17 protein-coding genes, 1 pseudogene and 1 riboswitch are annotated in these 15,926 nt (G+C 72.6%); of the genes and pseudogenes, 7 read left to right on the top strand and 11 right to left on the bottom strand.

The window, feature by feature from the left end:
• Nucleotides 1-128, bottom strand: a riboswitch (cobalamin riboswitch). This riboswitch is flagged as partial in the annotation.
• Nucleotides 129-379: 251 nt separating this feature from the next.
• Nucleotides 380-982 (top strand): cell wall hydrolase, encoded by a 603-nt coding sequence (locus AC1DXK_RS26685; protein ID WP_457107855.1) that lies wholly within the window; start codon nucleotides 380-382, stop codon nucleotides 980-982.
• A gap of 42 nt (nucleotides 983-1,024) precedes the next feature.
• On the opposite strand, the gene AC1DXK_RS26680 is transcribed toward AC1DXK_RS26685, so the two are convergent.
• Entirely contained in the window at nucleotides 1,025-1,276 is a 252-nt protein-coding gene (locus tag AC1DXK_RS26680; RefSeq protein ID WP_457107854.1) for a hypothetical protein, read from the bottom strand.
• Nucleotides 1,277-1,363: 87 nt separating this feature from the next.
• On the opposite strand from AC1DXK_RS26680, the gene AC1DXK_RS26675 reads away from it, so the two are divergent.
• Nucleotides 1,364-1,555 (top strand): hypothetical protein, encoded by a 192-nt coding sequence (locus AC1DXK_RS26675; protein WP_457107853.1) that lies wholly within the window; start codon nucleotides 1,364-1,366, stop codon nucleotides 1,553-1,555.
• A gap of 218 nt (nucleotides 1,556-1,773) precedes the next feature.
• Nucleotides 1,774-2,181 carry a hypothetical protein gene (locus AC1DXK_RS26670; RefSeq protein WP_457107852.1) on the top strand — a complete coding sequence of 136 codons (408 nt, stop codon included), beginning with the start codon at nucleotides 1,774-1,776 and terminating at the stop codon, nucleotides 2,179-2,181.
• Between the two features lie 310 nt (nucleotides 2,182-2,491).
• Here the strand turns inward: AC1DXK_RS26670 and AC1DXK_RS26665 are convergent, their stop codons facing one another.
• Genes AC1DXK_RS26665 through AC1DXK_RS26650 form a run of 4 tightly spaced genes read right to left on the bottom strand, consistent with a single transcriptional unit; the run spans nucleotide 2,492 to nucleotide 5,904 of the window.
• Nucleotides 2,492-3,037: a transglycosylase SLT domain-containing protein gene (locus AC1DXK_RS26665; RefSeq protein ID WP_477299461.1), complete on the bottom strand. Its 546-nt coding sequence runs from the start codon at nucleotides 3,035-3,037 to the stop codon at nucleotides 2,492-2,494.
• Nucleotides 2,997-4,460: a flagellar hook-length control protein FliK gene (locus AC1DXK_RS26660; RefSeq protein WP_457107850.1), complete on the bottom strand. Its 1,464-nt coding sequence runs from the start codon at nucleotides 4,458-4,460 to the stop codon at nucleotides 2,997-2,999. Before AC1DXK_RS26660 ends, AC1DXK_RS26665 begins: the two co-directional genes overlap by 41 nt.
• Nucleotides 4,457-5,734 (bottom strand): chemotaxis protein, encoded by a 1,278-nt coding sequence (locus AC1DXK_RS26655; RefSeq protein WP_457107849.1) that lies wholly within the window; start codon nucleotides 5,732-5,734, stop codon nucleotides 4,457-4,459. Before AC1DXK_RS26655 ends, AC1DXK_RS26660 begins: the two co-directional genes overlap by 4 nt.
• Complete coding sequence (locus tag AC1DXK_RS26650; RefSeq protein WP_457107848.1) at nucleotides 5,731-5,904, bottom strand: hypothetical protein; 174 nt, start codon at nucleotides 5,902-5,904, stop codon at nucleotides 5,731-5,733. The genes AC1DXK_RS26655 and AC1DXK_RS26650 overlap by 4 nt, the downstream gene beginning before the upstream one ends.
• 43 nt (nucleotides 5,905-5,947) lie before the next feature.
• Between AC1DXK_RS26650 and AC1DXK_RS26645 the strand changes: the two genes are divergently transcribed.
• Nucleotides 5,948-6,730, top strand: coding sequence for an EscU/YscU/HrcU family type III secretion system export apparatus switch protein (locus tag AC1DXK_RS26645; RefSeq protein WP_457107847.1), 783 nt, complete (start codon nucleotides 5,948-5,950; stop codon nucleotides 6,728-6,730).
• Nucleotides 6,731-6,743: 13 nt separating this feature from the next.
• Nucleotides 6,744-7,310 carry a DUF1993 domain-containing protein gene (locus AC1DXK_RS26640; protein WP_457107846.1) on the top strand — a complete coding sequence of 189 codons (567 nt, stop codon included), beginning with the start codon at nucleotides 6,744-6,746 and terminating at the stop codon, nucleotides 7,308-7,310.
• Between the two features lie 85 nt (nucleotides 7,311-7,395).
• Here the strand turns inward: AC1DXK_RS26640 and AC1DXK_RS26635 are convergent, their stop codons facing one another.
• Nucleotides 7,396-9,543 carry a malate synthase G gene (locus tag AC1DXK_RS26635; RefSeq protein ID WP_457107845.1) on the bottom strand — a complete coding sequence of 716 codons (2,148 nt, stop codon included), beginning with the start codon at nucleotides 9,541-9,543 and terminating at the stop codon, nucleotides 7,396-7,398.
• 144 nt (nucleotides 9,544-9,687) lie between these two features.
• Here AC1DXK_RS26635 and AC1DXK_RS26630 point away from each other — a divergent pair, with 144 nt between their 5' ends.
• The gene (locus AC1DXK_RS26630) at nucleotides 9,688-10,587 is read left to right on the top strand and encodes a LysR family transcriptional regulator (protein ID WP_457107844.1); all 900 of its coding nucleotides are present in this window, start codon (nucleotides 9,688-9,690) and stop codon (nucleotides 10,585-10,587) included.
• A 387-nt stretch (nucleotides 10,588-10,974) separates the two neighbouring features.
• Here AC1DXK_RS26630 and AC1DXK_RS26625 read toward each other — a convergent pair whose 3' ends face one another.
• From AC1DXK_RS26625 to AC1DXK_RS26610, 4 genes are all read right to left on the bottom strand, one after another.
• A complete protein-coding gene (locus AC1DXK_RS26625; RefSeq protein ID WP_457107843.1) occupies nucleotides 10,975-11,784 on the bottom strand; it encodes a class II aldolase/adducin family protein in 810 nt (269 codons plus the stop codon).
• A 992-nt stretch (nucleotides 11,785-12,776) separates the two neighbouring features.
• The gene (locus AC1DXK_RS26620) at nucleotides 12,777-14,060 is read right to left on the bottom strand and encodes an amidase (RefSeq protein WP_477299460.1); all 1,284 of its coding nucleotides are present in this window, start codon (nucleotides 14,058-14,060) and stop codon (nucleotides 12,777-12,779) included.
• Between the two features lie 53 nt (nucleotides 14,061-14,113).
• Nucleotides 14,114-14,893 (bottom strand): SDR family oxidoreductase, encoded by a 780-nt coding sequence (locus AC1DXK_RS26615; protein WP_457107841.1) that lies wholly within the window; start codon nucleotides 14,891-14,893, stop codon nucleotides 14,114-14,116.
• A gap of 108 nt (nucleotides 14,894-15,001) precedes the next feature.
• The gene (locus tag AC1DXK_RS26610) at nucleotides 15,002-15,166 is read right to left on the bottom strand and encodes a hypothetical protein (protein ID WP_457107840.1); all 165 of its coding nucleotides are present in this window, start codon (nucleotides 15,164-15,166) and stop codon (nucleotides 15,002-15,004) included.
• A gap of 242 nt (nucleotides 15,167-15,408) precedes the next feature.
• Between AC1DXK_RS26610 and AC1DXK_RS26605 the strand changes: the two genes are divergently transcribed.
• Nucleotides 15,409-15,663 (top strand): hypothetical protein, encoded by a 255-nt coding sequence (locus tag AC1DXK_RS26605; RefSeq protein WP_457107839.1) that lies wholly within the window; start codon nucleotides 15,409-15,411, stop codon nucleotides 15,661-15,663.
• 29 nt (nucleotides 15,664-15,692) lie between these two features.
• Here AC1DXK_RS26605 and AC1DXK_RS26600 read toward each other — a convergent pair.
• Nucleotides 15,693-15,926: pseudogene (locus tag AC1DXK_RS26600) on the bottom strand (hypothetical protein); the annotation flags it as partial.

Here is a 15,926-nt window from a genome sequence, read left to right as displayed (position 1 = left end):
GGGTGACCCAGTGACGTGGTGGTGAAGGGCTCGCCGCTCACAGTTGCGGGGGCAGCCGCGGCTTCGGGGCGAGCCCTCACCGCGTTCCCTTTTGATCCCCGAAGGAAACCGTCACGCCTACCATCCGTCGGGCGGGCGGGCCACGTCAACACGCCGAAGCCAGGCGGCAGGCCCTGTGGCGCCCCCGGGGCGCGGCAGCGACAGTGCGGTCCCGGGACCTGTCGGCGGCCTTATGGAGCCCGCCTCGGCCCCGGGCCGGTCCCGAAGGCGCGGATGCCGCTGCCACATCCTCGCCGCGAACGTGCGGTCAAGCTTCGCCTTCGCACGGGCGGGGCCTCGCCCGATGCGGCCAGGTTGGGCGAGCACGGAGCGCACATGCATGCGGGGTAGCGAGAGGACGCGGATCGGTCCTGCACTGATCGTCCTGGCAACGGCCGGCGGCCTGGGGGCCTGCAACACCGCCTCGCCGGTTCTCACGACGGGCTCGATCCCCGACCGTAAAGCGCCGATGGTCGTCAGCGATGCCGAGCGCGATTGCCTCGGCCGCGCCATGTACTTCGAATCGAACCGCAGCGACAGCGACGGGCTCGTCGCGGTGGGCACGGTGGTGATGAACCGGTTGGAGAACGCGATCTTCCCGGGCGGCATCTGCGCGGTGGTCGGGCAGCCGGGGCAATTCGCGCCGGGCGTCCTCACCAAGCCGATGCAGGAGAAGGACCTGCTGAAGGTCGCCGACGCCGCCGACGCCGTCCTGGCCGGGGAGCGCCACCCGAAGGTCGGAAAGGCGATGTACTTCCACACCGCGGGCCGGCACTACCCCTACGACAACATGCACTACGTGGCCGTCGCCGGCGGCAACGCCTTCTACGAGAAACGCGACCGCCGCGCGGCCAAGCTGGACAAGCCGGCCGCACCTGCGGCGCCCGGCCTGCCCGCGATGGCCCTGACCTACGCGGCCGTGCCCGCTCCGGCGGCGCAGTAGAGCGGTCCACACCGACCCGGCCCGGGCGCGCGACCGGTGCGATCAGCGGGGGCCCGCGTCGTCCGCCCGGGTCTCGCGCAGGGCGCGGGCTTCCTGCCGGGCGACGGCCAGGACCCGCTGCCGGCTCCGCGGCTCCCGCAGGGCGCTCCACAGGCGGAGCAGCTCCAGGGTCGCGATCGGTTCGCGGTCCGGTGCGGCTTCCGGGCCGACCTCCGCGAAGAAGATCTCGACCGGATGCCCGAGCGCCTCGGCCAGTCGCCCCAGCAGAGCGTCGGCTCGGGCGGTCGGGCGCACGGGGAAGCCTGTTTGTGGGCGGGCGATCGAACCGGATCCTTACCTTTAAGTTGTATGCTCTGCATTCAACCAGGTTATTGCCCCGCCATGTCCGACGACGACGGTTTTGACCGCATGGTGGAGGCGACCATCGCGGCCCATCACCTCCTTGTTTCGAACGGCACGGCGACGATGCAACTCCTGTCTCGGCTGCTGCTCTTGGAGATCGGAACGGCGATCGCGGCGCGACGCGACGCGGATGCGGCCGCCAACGACAATCCGGGTGCGCCCGAGGATTAGCGTGTGCGCCGCCGGTGCGGGGACCGGCCTGGCCGGCCGGGCAGCGTCAGGCCGGCCGCGCCGGGACCGATCGAACGCATAAATATTCGCTTCGGACAATCGAATGGGACGGCAAATCTGTTGAACGGCCTGTCCACTGGAGCATGCGGCATTTACACGGATGGAACGTGGCTTAGCTTGTCGGTAGAAACTACCCACGAATCACGGATCCTCCGCCGATGATCGCGAAACGGGTAGCGCTCGCCGGTGCGCTCCTCCTGCTGAGCATCACGCCGTCGGCCGCTCAGCTGCGCCGTCCGATGACCTGTACGGAGGAGGGGTCGGTCGGTCTCGATCCCGACCCGCCGGAGGGGGCGAAACCGCAGCCCCACAAGGCCCGGACCTTCTCGCTGGTCACCAGCGGCGGCCTGCTGACCGTGATCTCGGCCGGGCGCTCCGACTATTACGAGTGCCAGACCGCATCGCCGCGGCTGAACGAACGCACGCCGCGCAACGCGATCAAATGCCAGAACGGCGTCTATTTCCTGCTGATCGACCTGAACAAGATGAACTTCGTCGAAGCGCAGCTCAACCCCGAAGAGCGCCATGAGGTCAGGGTCACCTACGGGAATTGCCGAACCCTGTAGTGGCGGCGCCGGACCGGTCGCCGCCGCGGCGGGCGCTAATCCATGTGGACCAGGAAGTAAGCGGCGGCGGCAATGGCCGCGAGGGTCAGGGCGATCAGCAGGGCTGTCTTCCCGGATGGCCCCTCCGGCGGATCTGGGGCATCGGTCATGCGGCTCCTCCGGGCCGTTGGACGGACGCGGGCGACCGTCCTGCTCGATGCGCGACGGCGGATGCCTGGCCTCTGGCGAAAGACATCGGTCGTCCGCTTGGTTCCATGCCGCCTCCCCGCCCGAATCCCTCCGTCCGGGCCGCCGTCCCGAACGCGGCCGATCACCGGCAGAATTGCGCTGCGGCTGGCGTCCATTGGCCGAAGCCCGTCGCGACCATGTTCGCCACCACCCGGCAGATGTAGATCTTCTGCGCCGCGTTGTTGTGCCGGCCGGCATGATAGCGCGCCACGGCCATCGTCCAGCTGCCCTCCCGCTTCTTCAGGTCCCGGAGGAACTGCGTCGCGTAGTCGACATTCGCGTGCGGGTCGATCATGGCCTCCACCGAGCCGAACTTGCCGCCGTGATAGCGATGGTTGATCTGCATGCAGCCGAGATCGATCAGGCGCGCACCCCTGCGGCGCGCCTCGGTGAAGTGGGCGAGCACGTCCTGGAGCCCGGTCGCGAAATAGGCCTTCCCTTCGATATTCATGGCGTAGGGCTGGAGCGAGCCGCGCTTGCCCGTCTCGGTGAGGCCGACGGCGTAGAGCACGCCGAGGGGCACTCCGTAGCGGGCCGAGGCACGGCCCATCTCGGCCTCGCACACCGTCGCCGCGGCCGGGACCGCGCTACAGATAAACGCCGCCGTCGCGAGGACGTACCGTTTCATCCATCCGCTCTCCGTCGTGCCGGCCGGTGGCCGAGGGATGCGCCGCCCGACGCTGCCGGTTCTCGCCCGTGCCCGGCCGTGCGCCCCCATCGGTGAAGTTGGGCTGCCCCTGGGGCGGGGCGCCTCCGGAAAAGCCCCCCGCATCGGCCGGGCGGGCCGGCCCGACGGTCACGGTGGCCTGATAGTTGGCCTGCTTCAGCAGGTCGGTGAGGATCGCCGCGTCCCGGTGCAGGAGGGTCGCCGTCTCCGGCCGCGAGGCCCGCAGGTGCGTCTCCAGCTGGCCGTTCGCGAGCCGCAGCTCCACCGTGACGGTCCCCAGCTCCTCCGGCTTCAGTTGGATCCTGAGCACCCGCAGCGGCCCGTCCGGGGGGGGAGCCACAGCCGGGTCGGCACGATTGCCGACCGGATCCGGGCCGGGTGTCGCCGCACGCGCGATCTCATCCGCGATGGCCGCGGCGATCGTCGGCAGGGCGAGAACGAGTGTGCCCGGCCCGGCCCCGGCCGCGGCCCGGGATTCGGAGGCCGGGCCGTTCGCCGGCGCGTGCCGGTCGGCTGAGGCCATGACGGTCCTGGCAGTGCCGGAACCTGCGATCCCGACGACCGCCCAGCTGTCCTCCGGCTTGGGGACGTCCGACCGATCAGGTGCGGCTGCAGGGCTGCCGGGGGCACTGTCGCCCGGCTGTGGTTCCGGCGGGATTCGGACCGATAGCGGGACCTGCGGTGTCCCGGCGGCGGCGGAGTTCGGCCGTCCGGTCCGGACAGGCGGATCTGCCGCGATATCAGTCTTCGCTGACGCGGGCGCGCCGGGCGCGGCGAAGGTCGGCCGCGTAGAGCCCGCCCCCGCGGTGGTGACCGGTTTCTCAGGGGCGCCCGGTGCCGTGTCGGCGCCCGGCACCGCGCTGGACAGGACGGGCTTGAAGTGCACGGCGCGGTCGAGCACCGCGACCGCCGGAGCCCGTCCGAGGCCGGATACGTCGTCCGGCACTCCCGGGCCGCCGGCATCCCCGGTCGTCGCGGGGATGCCGGAACCGGGAGACGCGGATCCGGCCGGGCGGGGGGACCCATCCCCGGTGCCGGCCACAGAGGCCGGCGCCGGCACGTCGGCCGGACGCATCGTACTCAGGATGCCGGCGAGGATCGCGGCGGCGTCGGTTGTCGGCAAGGCCGGGATGGTCCCGGAGACGCCCGGCCCATCCCCCGATCCAGCGGCCTCGGCGAACCCGGCCTCCTCGTCCGCCTCACCCGGTCCGGCCGCGACAGGGGCGGCCCCGGGGGGACGCGCGGCCGCCTGCAGGACCGCCCCGAACCCACGCGGCTGGACCGCCTCCGACGCAGCCGGCGGATCGGCCTCCGGTTTGGGCGCCAAGATGTCCCGGTCGAGCTTCGGGGAGGACTTCTGAGCCGTGGCGGAGATCGGGGTCACGGACGCGCCTTGCTGAGGAGCAGATCGACGTGATCGATCGTCGCTCGGGCCTTGGGGATCAGGCTTTCGGGTCCGTCGGCCGCTGCTGCTTGCACCGGCCGCGGGGACAGGCCCTTGGCCTCCGGAAGAGTCGTTCGGCCCTCCAGACCGCGCCCGATCTCCTCCGCCGTCGACAGCGCCGTCGCCAGAAGGGACAGGTCGCCGGCCGGCAGCTTGGTCCTGTCCAGGCTCCGCAAGGTCAGTAGCCCCGATTGGAACGTCGCCAGGCTGACGATCTCGGCCGCTGCCCGGTAGAGCCGGGCCTGATGCGCTTCCCGGCTCCCGGGCGCGCAGAGCGCCAATGCCCGGTCGGCGGCCAGAAGGGTCGCGCCCGTCCTTCCCTGCCGGATCGCCGTCCGGGCCATCAGCAGGTACAGGTCCCGTCGGCTGTCGGAGCCGAGTTCGTTCAGGATCCGGTTCATCGTCGCGAAGCGCGCCGGGTCCTGGCCGACGTCGAACTGGGTCAGCTGGAAACCGAGGCGCTGCCGGAAATTGCCGGCATAGACCGAATGCGGGTAACGGCGCAGGTACTGGATGGCCAGGGCCTCGAACTTCGTCAGGTCGCCGGTCTGCCCGAGGGTGAAGATCTCGCGGCGCAGGGCTCCCTCCTCCGCGAGGGTTCCCGGCAGCAGCAACCGGACCTGATCGAGCAGGTCGACGGCGCGGACAGGGTTCTCGGTCAGGGCGAGGGAAGCCTGCGTCAGGCCGATCGCGCCGGCCAGCGTCGGCGGCAGGCTCGTCGTGTCGATCTCCCCGAGGAGACGCTTCGCCTCGGCCTCCCGCCCCTCGATATAGGCCAGCGCCCCGCGCGCGAGCGACGCCTCGGGTTCGGCGAGCCCGTCCCGCGCGGTCAGGTGCCGCAGGATGGCGGGACCACCGCCGCTCAGGGCGAAGACCACGGCCGCCCGGAGGTTGCGGCGATCGGACCAGGCGTCCGGCGTCGCGTTCAGCAGATCCGCGTTGATTCGGGCGATCAGCAGGGGCTGGCTCTCGTGGGCGACCAGGGATCCCGCGGCGACCCGGTCCTGCAGCAATTGCAGCGTGCGCACCCAGGCGACGGGTCCCCCCGTCCCGGCCGGCAGCGCGCCGATCGGGGCATTGGGCGCGTTCGGATCCGGGATGGGCTGCCGCTCCACCTGTGGCGCCGGCTGCGGCGGGGCGGCCGGCTCCGCGGCGCCCGGTCCCGCGAGCCCCACGGCGATCAGGCTGATCAGGCCCGGCAAGGTCCGCCTCATCCCGGAGATCCCTGCAAGAGGATCTCGATCCGCCTGTTCTCGGGGGCCTTCGGATCCGCGGCGTTGCGCGGCGTCCGGTCCGCAGCCCCCTCGACCCGCCAGATCCGCCCCTCGTCAAGGCCGGCCCGGGTGAGCATGTAGGATGGAACGTAGGCCAGCCCGGACGCCACGCGCCTCATCGAGGCCCTGGCCCTGGAGATGGGCCGGTTCCTGATGCCCATCCTGGTGATCCTGCTCGTCGCCGGGATCGCCGCCTCGATCTTTCAGAACGCGCCCCGCATCGTGTTTGATCGCATCCAGCCGCAATGGTCCCGCATCTCGCCCGCCAGCGGCTGGAAGCGGATCTTCAGCACGCAAGGGTTCGTCGAGTTCGGGAAAAGTCTCTTCAAGTTCCTGGCGATCGGCGGCATGTCCTTCATGGTCCTGCGCGCAGACCGGCACGAGATCGTGAACGTCATGTTTGTGGATCCGATCGGCCTGCCCGAGTTCCTGCTGACCCTGTCGGTCCGCCTGATCTCCGCGGTCAGCGTGGCGACCATCGCGCTGGTGGCGGGCGATCTGGTCTGGTCCCGCCTGCGCTGGCAGCGGGACCTGCGGATGTCGCGGCGGGAGCTGAAGGACGAGTTCAAGCAGCTCGAGGGCGATCCGGTGGTGAAGGCCCGCCTGCGCTCCCTGGCGCAGGACCGGCGGCGCAAGCAGATGATGGCGGCGGTCCCCCGCGCCACGATGATCCTGGCCAATCCGACGCACTATGCGATCGCCCTGCGCTACGACCAGGGCGAGAACGACGCCCCCATGGTGCTGGCCAAGGGCAAGGACCTGATCGCCCTGCGCATCCGCGAGATCGCCGAGAAGCACGGCATCGAGGTCGTCGTCGACAAGGCCCTGACCCGGGCGATGTACGACCATGTCGAAGTCGACCACGCCATCCCGGCGGAATTCTACCGGGCGGTGGCGAACCTGCTCGTCTACGTGATGACGCGCAAGCGGCGCTGAGCGGAGAGGATGCATGGCCATGTCGTTGACCGATCTGCTCGTTCCGACTTACCGGCAGATGCTGCGGACCTTGGCGGGCCTGCTCGACAAGGCTCTGGAACAGAGACCTGATGTGGCGGAGGATCTCCTCGCTGCCCGGCTCGCGCCGGATATGCTTCCGCTCGCCTCGCAGATCCGCTTCGCGGCGTTTCAGGCTCAGGAGGCGGTTTACCGGCTCACCGGCCGGGCGCTCCCCGCCTGGCTCGGGCAGATCGCTGCGGAGGGCTGGGACATGCGCGACAGGCCCGGCACTGTCGCTGCGGCGAAGGCGCGGATCACGGAGGCGCTCGCCTGTCTGGACGAGCTGGAGCCCGCTGCCCTCGATGGCGGAGCGGACTTCGCGATCGCCCTCGATCTTCCAGGGGGCCTCACCTTCGATCTGACGGGCGGGTCCTACGCGCGGGACTGGGCTCTGCCGCAATTCTACTTTCACGTCGTCGGCGCCTACGCGATCCTGCGGAACCAGGGCATCGCCATCGGTAAGGCTGATTACGTGCCGCACATGTTCGCGTATCGCCGGGCCGGTGCGGGGCGGGTCTGAGCGATGCTGCCGCGCCGCCGCGCCTCCTGCGGTGTCGGCCGCACGGATCCCGGGGCGCGGCGCCCCCGGAACCCGTGATCGGTGTTCAGACCGCTTGGTTCTTCGCCTCCCGGCGGAACCGGTGCAGCACGAACTCCGTGTAGCCGTTCGGCTGCTGCGCCCCCTCGAACACCAGGGCCTCCGCGGCGCGGAAGGCCGGGCCGTCGAAGTCCGGGGCCATCGGCCGGTAGGCCGGATCACCGGCGTTCTGGCGGTCGACGACCGCCGCCATCCGCCGCAGCGCCGCGGCGACCTGCGCCCGGTCGACGATCCCGTGGCGCAGCCAGTTGGCGATGTGCTGGCTGGAGATCCGCAGGGTGGCGCGGTCCTCCATCAGGCCGACCTCGTGGATGTCCGGCACCTTCGAGCAGCCGACGCCCTGGTCGACCCAGCGGACCACGTAGCCCAGGATCCCCTGGCAGTTGTTGTCGAGCTCCTCCCGCACCGCCTCCGGCGCGAAGGCGCCCTCGGCGAGCGGCAGGGTCAGCATGGCCTCCCGGGTGGCGGGCACCCGGCTGGCGAGGTCCGCCTGGCGGGCGCGGACATCCGTCCGATGGTAGTGCAGGGCGTGGAGCGTGGCGGCCGTCGGGGACGGGACCCAGGCGGTGTTGGCGCCGGCCTCCGGATGGGCGCCCTTGGCCTCCAGCATCGCCGCCATCCGGTCGGGGGCGGCCCACATGCCCTTGCCGATCTGCGCGTGGCCCGGCAGGCCGCAGGCGAGGCCGGCATCGACGTTGCCGTCCTCGTAGGCCTGGATCCAGGCGGTCGCCTTCATGGAATCCTTGCGGACCACGGGGCCGGCCTCCAGGGAGGTGTGGATCTCGTCGCCGGTCCGGTCGAGGAAGCCGGTGTTGATGAAGAACAGCCGGTCGGATGCCGCGGCGATCGCCGCCTTGAGGTTCAGCGTCGTGCGCCGCTCCTCGTCCATCACGCCGATCTTGAGGGTCCGCGGCGCGAGGCCGACGAGGGCCTCGACGCGCCCGAACAGCTCCACCGCGAAGGCGACCTCGTCGGGGCCGTGCAGCTTCGGCTTGACCATGTAGACCGAGCCGGTCCGGCTGTTGCGCAAGGCGCCGGTGCCGTTCAGGTCGTGCAGGGCGATGAGCGCGGTCACCGCCGCGTCGAGGATCGTCTCGGGGATCTCGGCGCCGTCGAGGGTCACGGCGTCGGTGTCCATGTGGTGGCCGACGTGCCGGACCAGCATCAGCGACCGCCCCGGCAGGGTCAGGCGCCCGCCGTCGGGGGCCGTGTAGGTGCGATCCGCGGCGAGCCGCCGCTCGACCGTGCGGCCGCCCTTGGACAGGGTGGCGACGAGGTCGCCGCGCATCAGGCCGAGCCAGCTGCGGTAGACCGCGACCTTGTCGGCCGCGTCCACGGCGGCGACCGAATCCTCCATGTCCATGATGGTCGAGAGGGCGGATTCCAGCACCACGTCGGCGATGCCGGCCGGGTCGGTGCGGCCGATCGGGCTCGTCCGGTCGAGGACGATCTCGATGTGCAGGCCGTTGTGGCGCAGGAGGAGCGCGGTCGGCGCCGTGGCCTCGCCGGTGAAGCCCGCGAACGCGGCCCCGCCCGTCAGGCTGGCGCTCCGGCCGGCGCCGAGATCGACGGCGAGGCGGCCCTCCGCCACGGCGAAGCCCACGGCATCGGCCCAGGAGCCGACGCTGAGCGGCGCGGCGGCGTCGAGGAACGCCTTGGTCCTGGCCACCACCGCGGCGCCCCGGGCCGGGTTGAAGCCGCTGCCGGCGGCGAGGTCGCCGTCCTGCGGGATCGCGTCGGTGCCGTAGAGGGCGTCGTAGAGGCTGCCCCAGCGGGCATTGGCGGCGTTGAGCGCGTAGCGGGCGTTGGAGATCGGCACGACGAGCTGCGGGCCGGCGATGGCGGCGATCTCGGCGTCGACGTTCCCGGTGGTCACCCGCACGGCCGCGGGCTCCGGCTGCAGGTAACCGATCCGGGTCAGGTAGGCCGCGTAGGCGGCCGGGTCGTGCGGCTGGCCGCGATGGTCGCGGTGCCAGGAATCGATGTCGGCCTGGAGGCCGTCGCGCCGGTCGAGCAGCGCCCGGTTGTGCGGTGCGAGATCCCGGACGAGGGACTCGAAGCCCGACCAGAACGTGTCGGCCGAAAGGCCCGTCCCGGGCAGCGCCTCCTCGGACAGGAAGGTGCGGAGTTCCTCGGCGACGATGAGACCCGACATGGCGGCTCCTTCAGCTGCGGACGGCCCGGCCGTCAGAAAAATTCGGACGACGGGTGAAATTTTTTTGAGCTGTTAGTCGATAGACCCCTTGGCACCCGCGAGAAAGGCGCCAAAAGGGATTTGATTTTTTCCGCAGCGTTGAGAATGCACGACCAGAGCGACCTGGAGATCTTCGCCCGGGTGGTCCGCACCGGCAGCCTCACGCAGGCCGGGTCGGAGCTCGGCCTGTCGGTGGCGGTGGTCTCGAAGCGGCTGAAGCGGCTGGAGCAGCGCCTCGCCGTGCGCCTGCTGCACCGCACCACCCGGCGGGTGGCCCCGACCGATGTCGGCGCGGCGTTCTTCCAGCGGATCGCCCCGATCGTCGACGCCATCGCGGAGGCCGAGAGCCTCGTGTCGCAGACGGCGACCCGGGCGCGGGGGACCCTGCGGGTGACGGCGCCGAGCTCCTTCGGGCGGCTGCACATCGTCCCGCACCTGCGGGCCTTCTTCGCCCTCCACCCCGACCTCGTGCTGAACCTGGAGCTGAGCGACGATTTCGAATCGATCGTCGAGCGCGGCTACGACCTCGCCATCCGGGTGGGGGCGCTGGAGAGTTCGGGTCTGACGGCGGTGCGCCTCGCCCCGGTGCGGCGGGTCCTCTGCGCGCGGCCGGGCTACCTCGACGCGGCGGGGCGCCCGGAGACCCTCGACGCCCTGCGCGACCATGTCTGCCTCGCCACCGAGAACCAGAATCCCTGGCGGCTCATCGGGCCGGAGGGCCCCTGCACGGTCAGCGCGTCGGGTCCCCTGCGCACCCATTCCAACGAGGTGGTGCGCGAGGCGGTGATCGGCGGCCTCGGGATCGCGCTGCGCTCGACCTGGGACGTGCACGCGGAGCTGCGCGACGGCCTGCTGGAGGTGGTCCTGCCCGCCTACACGGCGGCGGCCTCGGCGGGGATCTTCGCGGTCTATCCGAGCCGGGCCTTCGTGCCCGCCAAGACCCGGGCGTTCATCGCGTTCTTCCGGCAGATCTACCGGTCGAGCGCAGCCTGGGCGGAGGGGTGAGCGGGCGGACCGGTCCGGTCAGGCGGCGCGGGGCCGTGACGCCACCGGCCCCGCGCCCGCACCGGCTAAGAGGGGCACACAACCGGGTCGGACACGGGCGCTGGCGGCGGAGCGCGACGCGCCCCCTCTCCCGTGCGGGAGAGGGTTGGGGTGAGGGTCGAGAACCTTCAGGATGGAGCACGAGGTCGGCAGGCGGGCGCGTAGCGCTGTCTGCGGATGCCGCACATCCCTAAACCTGTCCCTCTCCCGACGGATCTCGGGCCTGCCCAAGATCCGCACCGGGGAGCCCAAGCCGGGCAAGCCCGCCTCGGGTGGAGCGGGGACCCGCCGTCCCTGAGCCGCCGGCGTCGAGCCCGCCGGCCCGCACGGCTCTGCGGGGCCGCGTCGTTACCCCGCCGCGAAGAAATCCGGATCCGTGCGCGCCAGCATCCGCTTGAACGCCGCCCACTCGCTGTCGGGCGCCCCCTGGACCACGACGCGGTCGTAGCCGGCGGCGTATTGCCCGGCGGTCTTGGCGGCGACGGCGGCCGACGGCCGGATCACCGGGGCACCCGCCGCCTGGAGGGCCAGCTGCGCCCGGCACGAGCGCTCCATGTTGTGCATCAGCCGGAACGCCTCCCCGACCGTGCGCCCGCAGGTCAGCAGCCCGTGGTTGCGCAGCACCATCACGGGCTTGTCGCCCAGATCGGCCACCAGCCGCTGCCGCTCGTCGAGGTCGAGGGCGATGCCCTCGTAGTCGTGGTAGGCGAGGCGCCCCGCGAACTGCATCGACCACTGGTTCAGGGGCAGGAGCCCCTCCTCCTGGCAGGAGACCGCGACCCCCGCCACCGTGTGGGTGTGCAGCACGCAGACCGCGTCGTGGCGCGCCGCGTGGATGGCGCTGTGGATCGTGAACCCGGCCGGGTTGATGCCGAGCCCCATCGGATCCTCGATCACGCGCCCGTCGATATCCACGGTGACGAGGTTGGCCGGCGTGACCTCCTCGAAGCGCAGCCCGTAGGGGTTGATCAGGAACCGGTGCCCGCCCCCGGGGAGCCGCGCCGAGATGTGGGTGTAGATGCTGTCGTCGAGGCCCAGCCGATGGATCAGCCGGTAGGCCGCCGCGAGATCGACGCGCATCGCCTGGACCGCCTCCCGATCCCCTCCGCCGGGCTCCGCGTCCCGGTCCGCGACGATCGACTGCGTGGCTGCGCTCATGCGACGGCTCCCTGCCGGCCGGTCCGATCGGGATCGCCGCCCGGCGCGGGCGGTCCCGGTCCCCCGGCGCGGCCGCGCGCCAGGGGCGCGGATCGGGCCGGGAACGCCGGCAGGGTGCACCACGGGACGCCGTCCGGCAATGCGCCGGACCGGGAGGCCCAGGGCGGGCGGCCCCCCTCCTCCCGCCCGCGCTCTCGTCCTGCGGCTCGACGGGAGCCTGTGGCGTCCTGCTGGCCGGCTTCTGCGAGAGGCGCCGGCGCGGGTGCCGCAGGCTGCGGATACGGAGGGGAACGGCCGCGAAGGGCGCCGCCGCATCTTGACAATGTTCCTATTTTGTGCTCCAAGTCCCCCACTTGCCGTGACGCGCCGTGAGGCGCCTCGGGGCGTCGGTCCGGTCAGCCGCCGGACCGGTGGCGGCGGGACGGTGCCTGCGTCTGCCGTCGGCTGCGGCAGCCCCGGGCGCGGGACTCGACATGCCCCCGGCTCGGGCTGGGCGGCGGCCGGCGGAGGAAATGCCGCGGGCCGTTCAGGGCCGATCGGCGACCCTGTCCTGGGCGGTGTGGTGGTCAGACGGCGCCCTCCATCACGAGGGGGCGTGCGACGAAGGCTCGCTCGGAAGCGTCGGGGGGCGATCCGCACCCTGGAACGACTTAGCGTCATTCGAGCCCCCGCGTGACGGACACCGGACGCACGAACGGACGCGGACGGACACCGGCCTGCCGGTGCGCGCGGCGCGTCCGCGGGACGCCGGGAAGCCGGCTTTGAGCAACGTTGCGTTTGGGCTTCGCGGCGTCCCGCGTCACCCCGGAGGCGGGTGGGGCCACGGATTTCGTCATGCCCCCGGCGGTGCGCCGCGCGGGGCCGCTTCCCTGTGTCCTGGGCCAAGGGAGTTCCGGGCCAAGGGAGTTCCGGGCCAAGGGAGTCCCGGGCCACGGGACGGCCGGGTCCCGCCCGGATCCCGGGGCGGCGTCGGACGGGCGCGCCGCCCCGTGTCAGGCCGCCAGGGCGGCCTCGACCCCGGCCCCGATCGCCAGGAGGCGGCGGTCCTGCCCGTGCCGGGCCAGCAGCATCAGCCCCGCCGGCCGGGCGAGCCCGGGCATCGGCAGGGACAGGCCGGCGAGGTCGAAGAAGTTGCCGAAGGCCGTGTTGCGCAGCATCAGCCGGTTCATCGCCAGGAAGGCCGCGTCGTCGGCCTGGAGCGGCGCGGTCAGCGGCGCCGTGGCGGCGGTCGCCGGCAGGGCCAGCACGTCGAGGGGCGCGAGCCGCCGGTCGAGGGCCGCGATCAGCTCGGCCCGGCGGCGCATCGTCCGGACGTAGCGCGCGGCCGGCGCCGACCGGCCGGCGGCGATCCGGCGGTGGACGCGCGGGTCGTAGCGGGACGCCTCGCTGTCCAGCCAGTCGGCATGGATCGCCGCCGCCTCGATCGCCGCGATGGAGCCGTCCGGCAGGGCCGCGTCCATGGCGGCCAGGAGATCGTCGATCGGGTGGTCGACGACCCGGGCGCCGGTCCGGGACAGGAGCGCCAGCACCCGCTCGAAGGCCTCGGCGACGCAGGGCTCCGTCTCGGTGAACATCAGGCCCCGGGGCACGCCGATCCGCAGGCCGGCGAGGGGGAACGCCTCAAGCGGTGCGGGCTCCGCGCCGGCCATCACGGCGTCGGCCGCCGCGCACGCCGCCACGGTCCGGGCGAGCGGGCCGAGGGAATCGAGGGAGAACGACAGGGGGAAGGCCCCCTCCAGGGGCACCCGCCGGGCGGTGGGCTTGAAGCCGACCACGCCGTTCAGGGAGGCGGGGATCCGCACGGAGCCGCCCGTGTCCGAGCCGATCGCGATGTCGCTCGTCCCCTGCCCCACCGAGACCCCGGCGCCGGAGGACGAGCCCCCCGGGATGCGCGCCGGATCGGCGGCGTTGCCGGGGGTGCCGTAATGCGGGTTGAGCCCGAGCCCCGAGAAGGCGAACTCGGACATGTTGGTCTTGCCCAGGATCACCGCCCCGGCCCGGCGCAGGCGGGCGACCACCGGGGCGTCGGCCCCGGCCGGGGCGGCGTCCGCCAGGAGGGCCGAGCCGGCGCGCGTCGTCTCGCCCGCCACGTCGAACAGGTCCTTGATCGACACGATCGCGCCGTCGAGCGGCCCGAGCGCGACGCCGTCCCGGCGGCGGGCCTCGGCGGCCTCCGCCGCCGCGCGGGCGCCGTCCCGGTAGAGGCGGGTGAAGACCGCCGGATCGCCGGCCTCGATCCGCGCCAGGCGTTCTTCGACGATCTCGCGTATGCTCATGACCCTCACCGCATCCTCGTCCCGCGCACCCCCATGCAAGGCGGGGACCCGCCTCAGACCGTGCCGGGATAGGCACCGCCGTCCATCAGGAGATTCTGGCCGGTGATGAACCCGGCCTGCCGGCTGCACAGGAACGCGCAGGCGGCCCCGAACTCCTCCGGCTCCCCGAAGCGGCCGGCGGGATTGTCGCGGGCGCGGGCCTCCAGGAACGCCTCCACGGTCGTGCCGGCCTTGGCGGCGCCCGCGGCGGCGTTGCTGCGGATCCGGTCGGTGTCGAAGGGGCCGGGCAGCAGGTTGTTGATCGTCACGCCGTGCCGCACCGTCTGCCGCGCGAGGCCGGCCACGAACCCCGTCAACCCCGAGCGAGCGCCGTTCGACAGGCCGAGATGCGCGATCGGCGCCTTCACGGCGCCGGAGGTGATGTTGACGATCCGGCCGAAGCCGCGGGCGATCATGCCGTCGACGGTGGCCTGGATCAGCGCGATCGGCGCCAGCATGTTAGCGTCGAGCGCCCGGATCCAGGCGTCGCGGTCCCACTCGCGGAAATCGCCCGGGGGCGGGCCGCCGGCATTGGTGACCAGGATGTCGGGCGCGGGGCAGGCGGCGAGCGCGGCGGCCCGGCCGGCCTCGGTGGCGATGTCCCCCGCCACGGCGGTGACCGTGACGCCGGTCTCGTGGCGGATCTCCGCGGCGGTCCGCTCCAGGATCTCCGCGGTCCGGGCGGTGATCGTCACCGCGACGCCCTCCCGGGCTAGTGCCAGCGCGCAGCCCTTGCCCAGCCCCTTGCTCGCCGCGCAGACGAGCGCCCGGCGCCCGCTCAAGCCGAGATCCATGTGCGCCCTCCCCGAACCGGCCCTCGCCGCGAGGGCGTCCGGGCCGTCATAGCGCGCCGGACGCGGTCCCCGGAAGCAGCCCCGGCGCGCCCGGACGGGGCGCGGCGCTCACCACGTGCGCAGGTCGCGGGCGCCGCGCACGTCCGGACGCTCCTCCCGCTCCGGGGCGACGAACCCCGCCCACAACAGGGCCATCGCCGCGGTCAGAAGCGGAAGGGACGTGCTGAGGACGAGGCTGAGGGTCACGGCGAGCCTGCCACGCGGAAGACGCAACGACGAGATCCTCACTCTCTGGCCTGAGAATTGTTTTCGCAGGATTAAGCTGTGGGGTCGGACTGCAAGGGTCGGTGTCGAAATCACAGGTGATCCGCACCGTCCGGACGCGGACATCCGGGCCGGCGCGGCGCCGGTGGCGGCTGACCTTCATCGGGGCGTTACACGGCCGCGGTAGGGCGCAGCGCCCTGGAGGATCATCGGGGCGATCCTCAGGGTGATTCATGGGAAGGACTGACCGGATGCCGGCCCGCTACTGCGTCAACCCGCTCGATCCCCAGGCCGGTGAGACCGTCCTCGTGACCTATGCCGAGGGTCGGCCGCTCCCCGGGATCCTGTCCGCGGTCGACGGCGACGGATGCGACCTGTTGCCGGGCCTGTCCGACGCCTGCATCCGGATCCTGCAGCTCGAGATCGCGGTCTATCACGGCCCCATCGAGCCCTATGGCTGGGCGCAGCACGCGGTCGACGTCATGGCCGCGCCGGCGGCGGCGTAGCCCGGCGGCCCTCGCCGGCGCCGGCCCGCTCAGGCCTGGCCCGGCTCCCGGGACAGGGCACCGAACTCGGTGACCATGCACTCGTGCATGCGACGCAGCCAGGCGCGTGCCTCGGTCCGCTGGGCCTCCGCCCGGTCGGCCCGCTCCCCGGCCGCGCGGGCCTCGGCCTCGGCGTGCTCGGCCCGTTCGAGGGCCGCCCGCAGCAGCGTCTCGGCGTGGCGGGCGCGCTCCTCCGCGTCTCGGCGTGGCGGGCGCGCTCCTCC

The sequence above is a fragment of the Methylobacterium sp. P3_A11 genome (assembly GCF_056403155.1).
The sequence above is the reverse complement of the archived record's forward strand: the minus strand, read 5'-3'. Positions and strand labels throughout refer to the sequence as shown.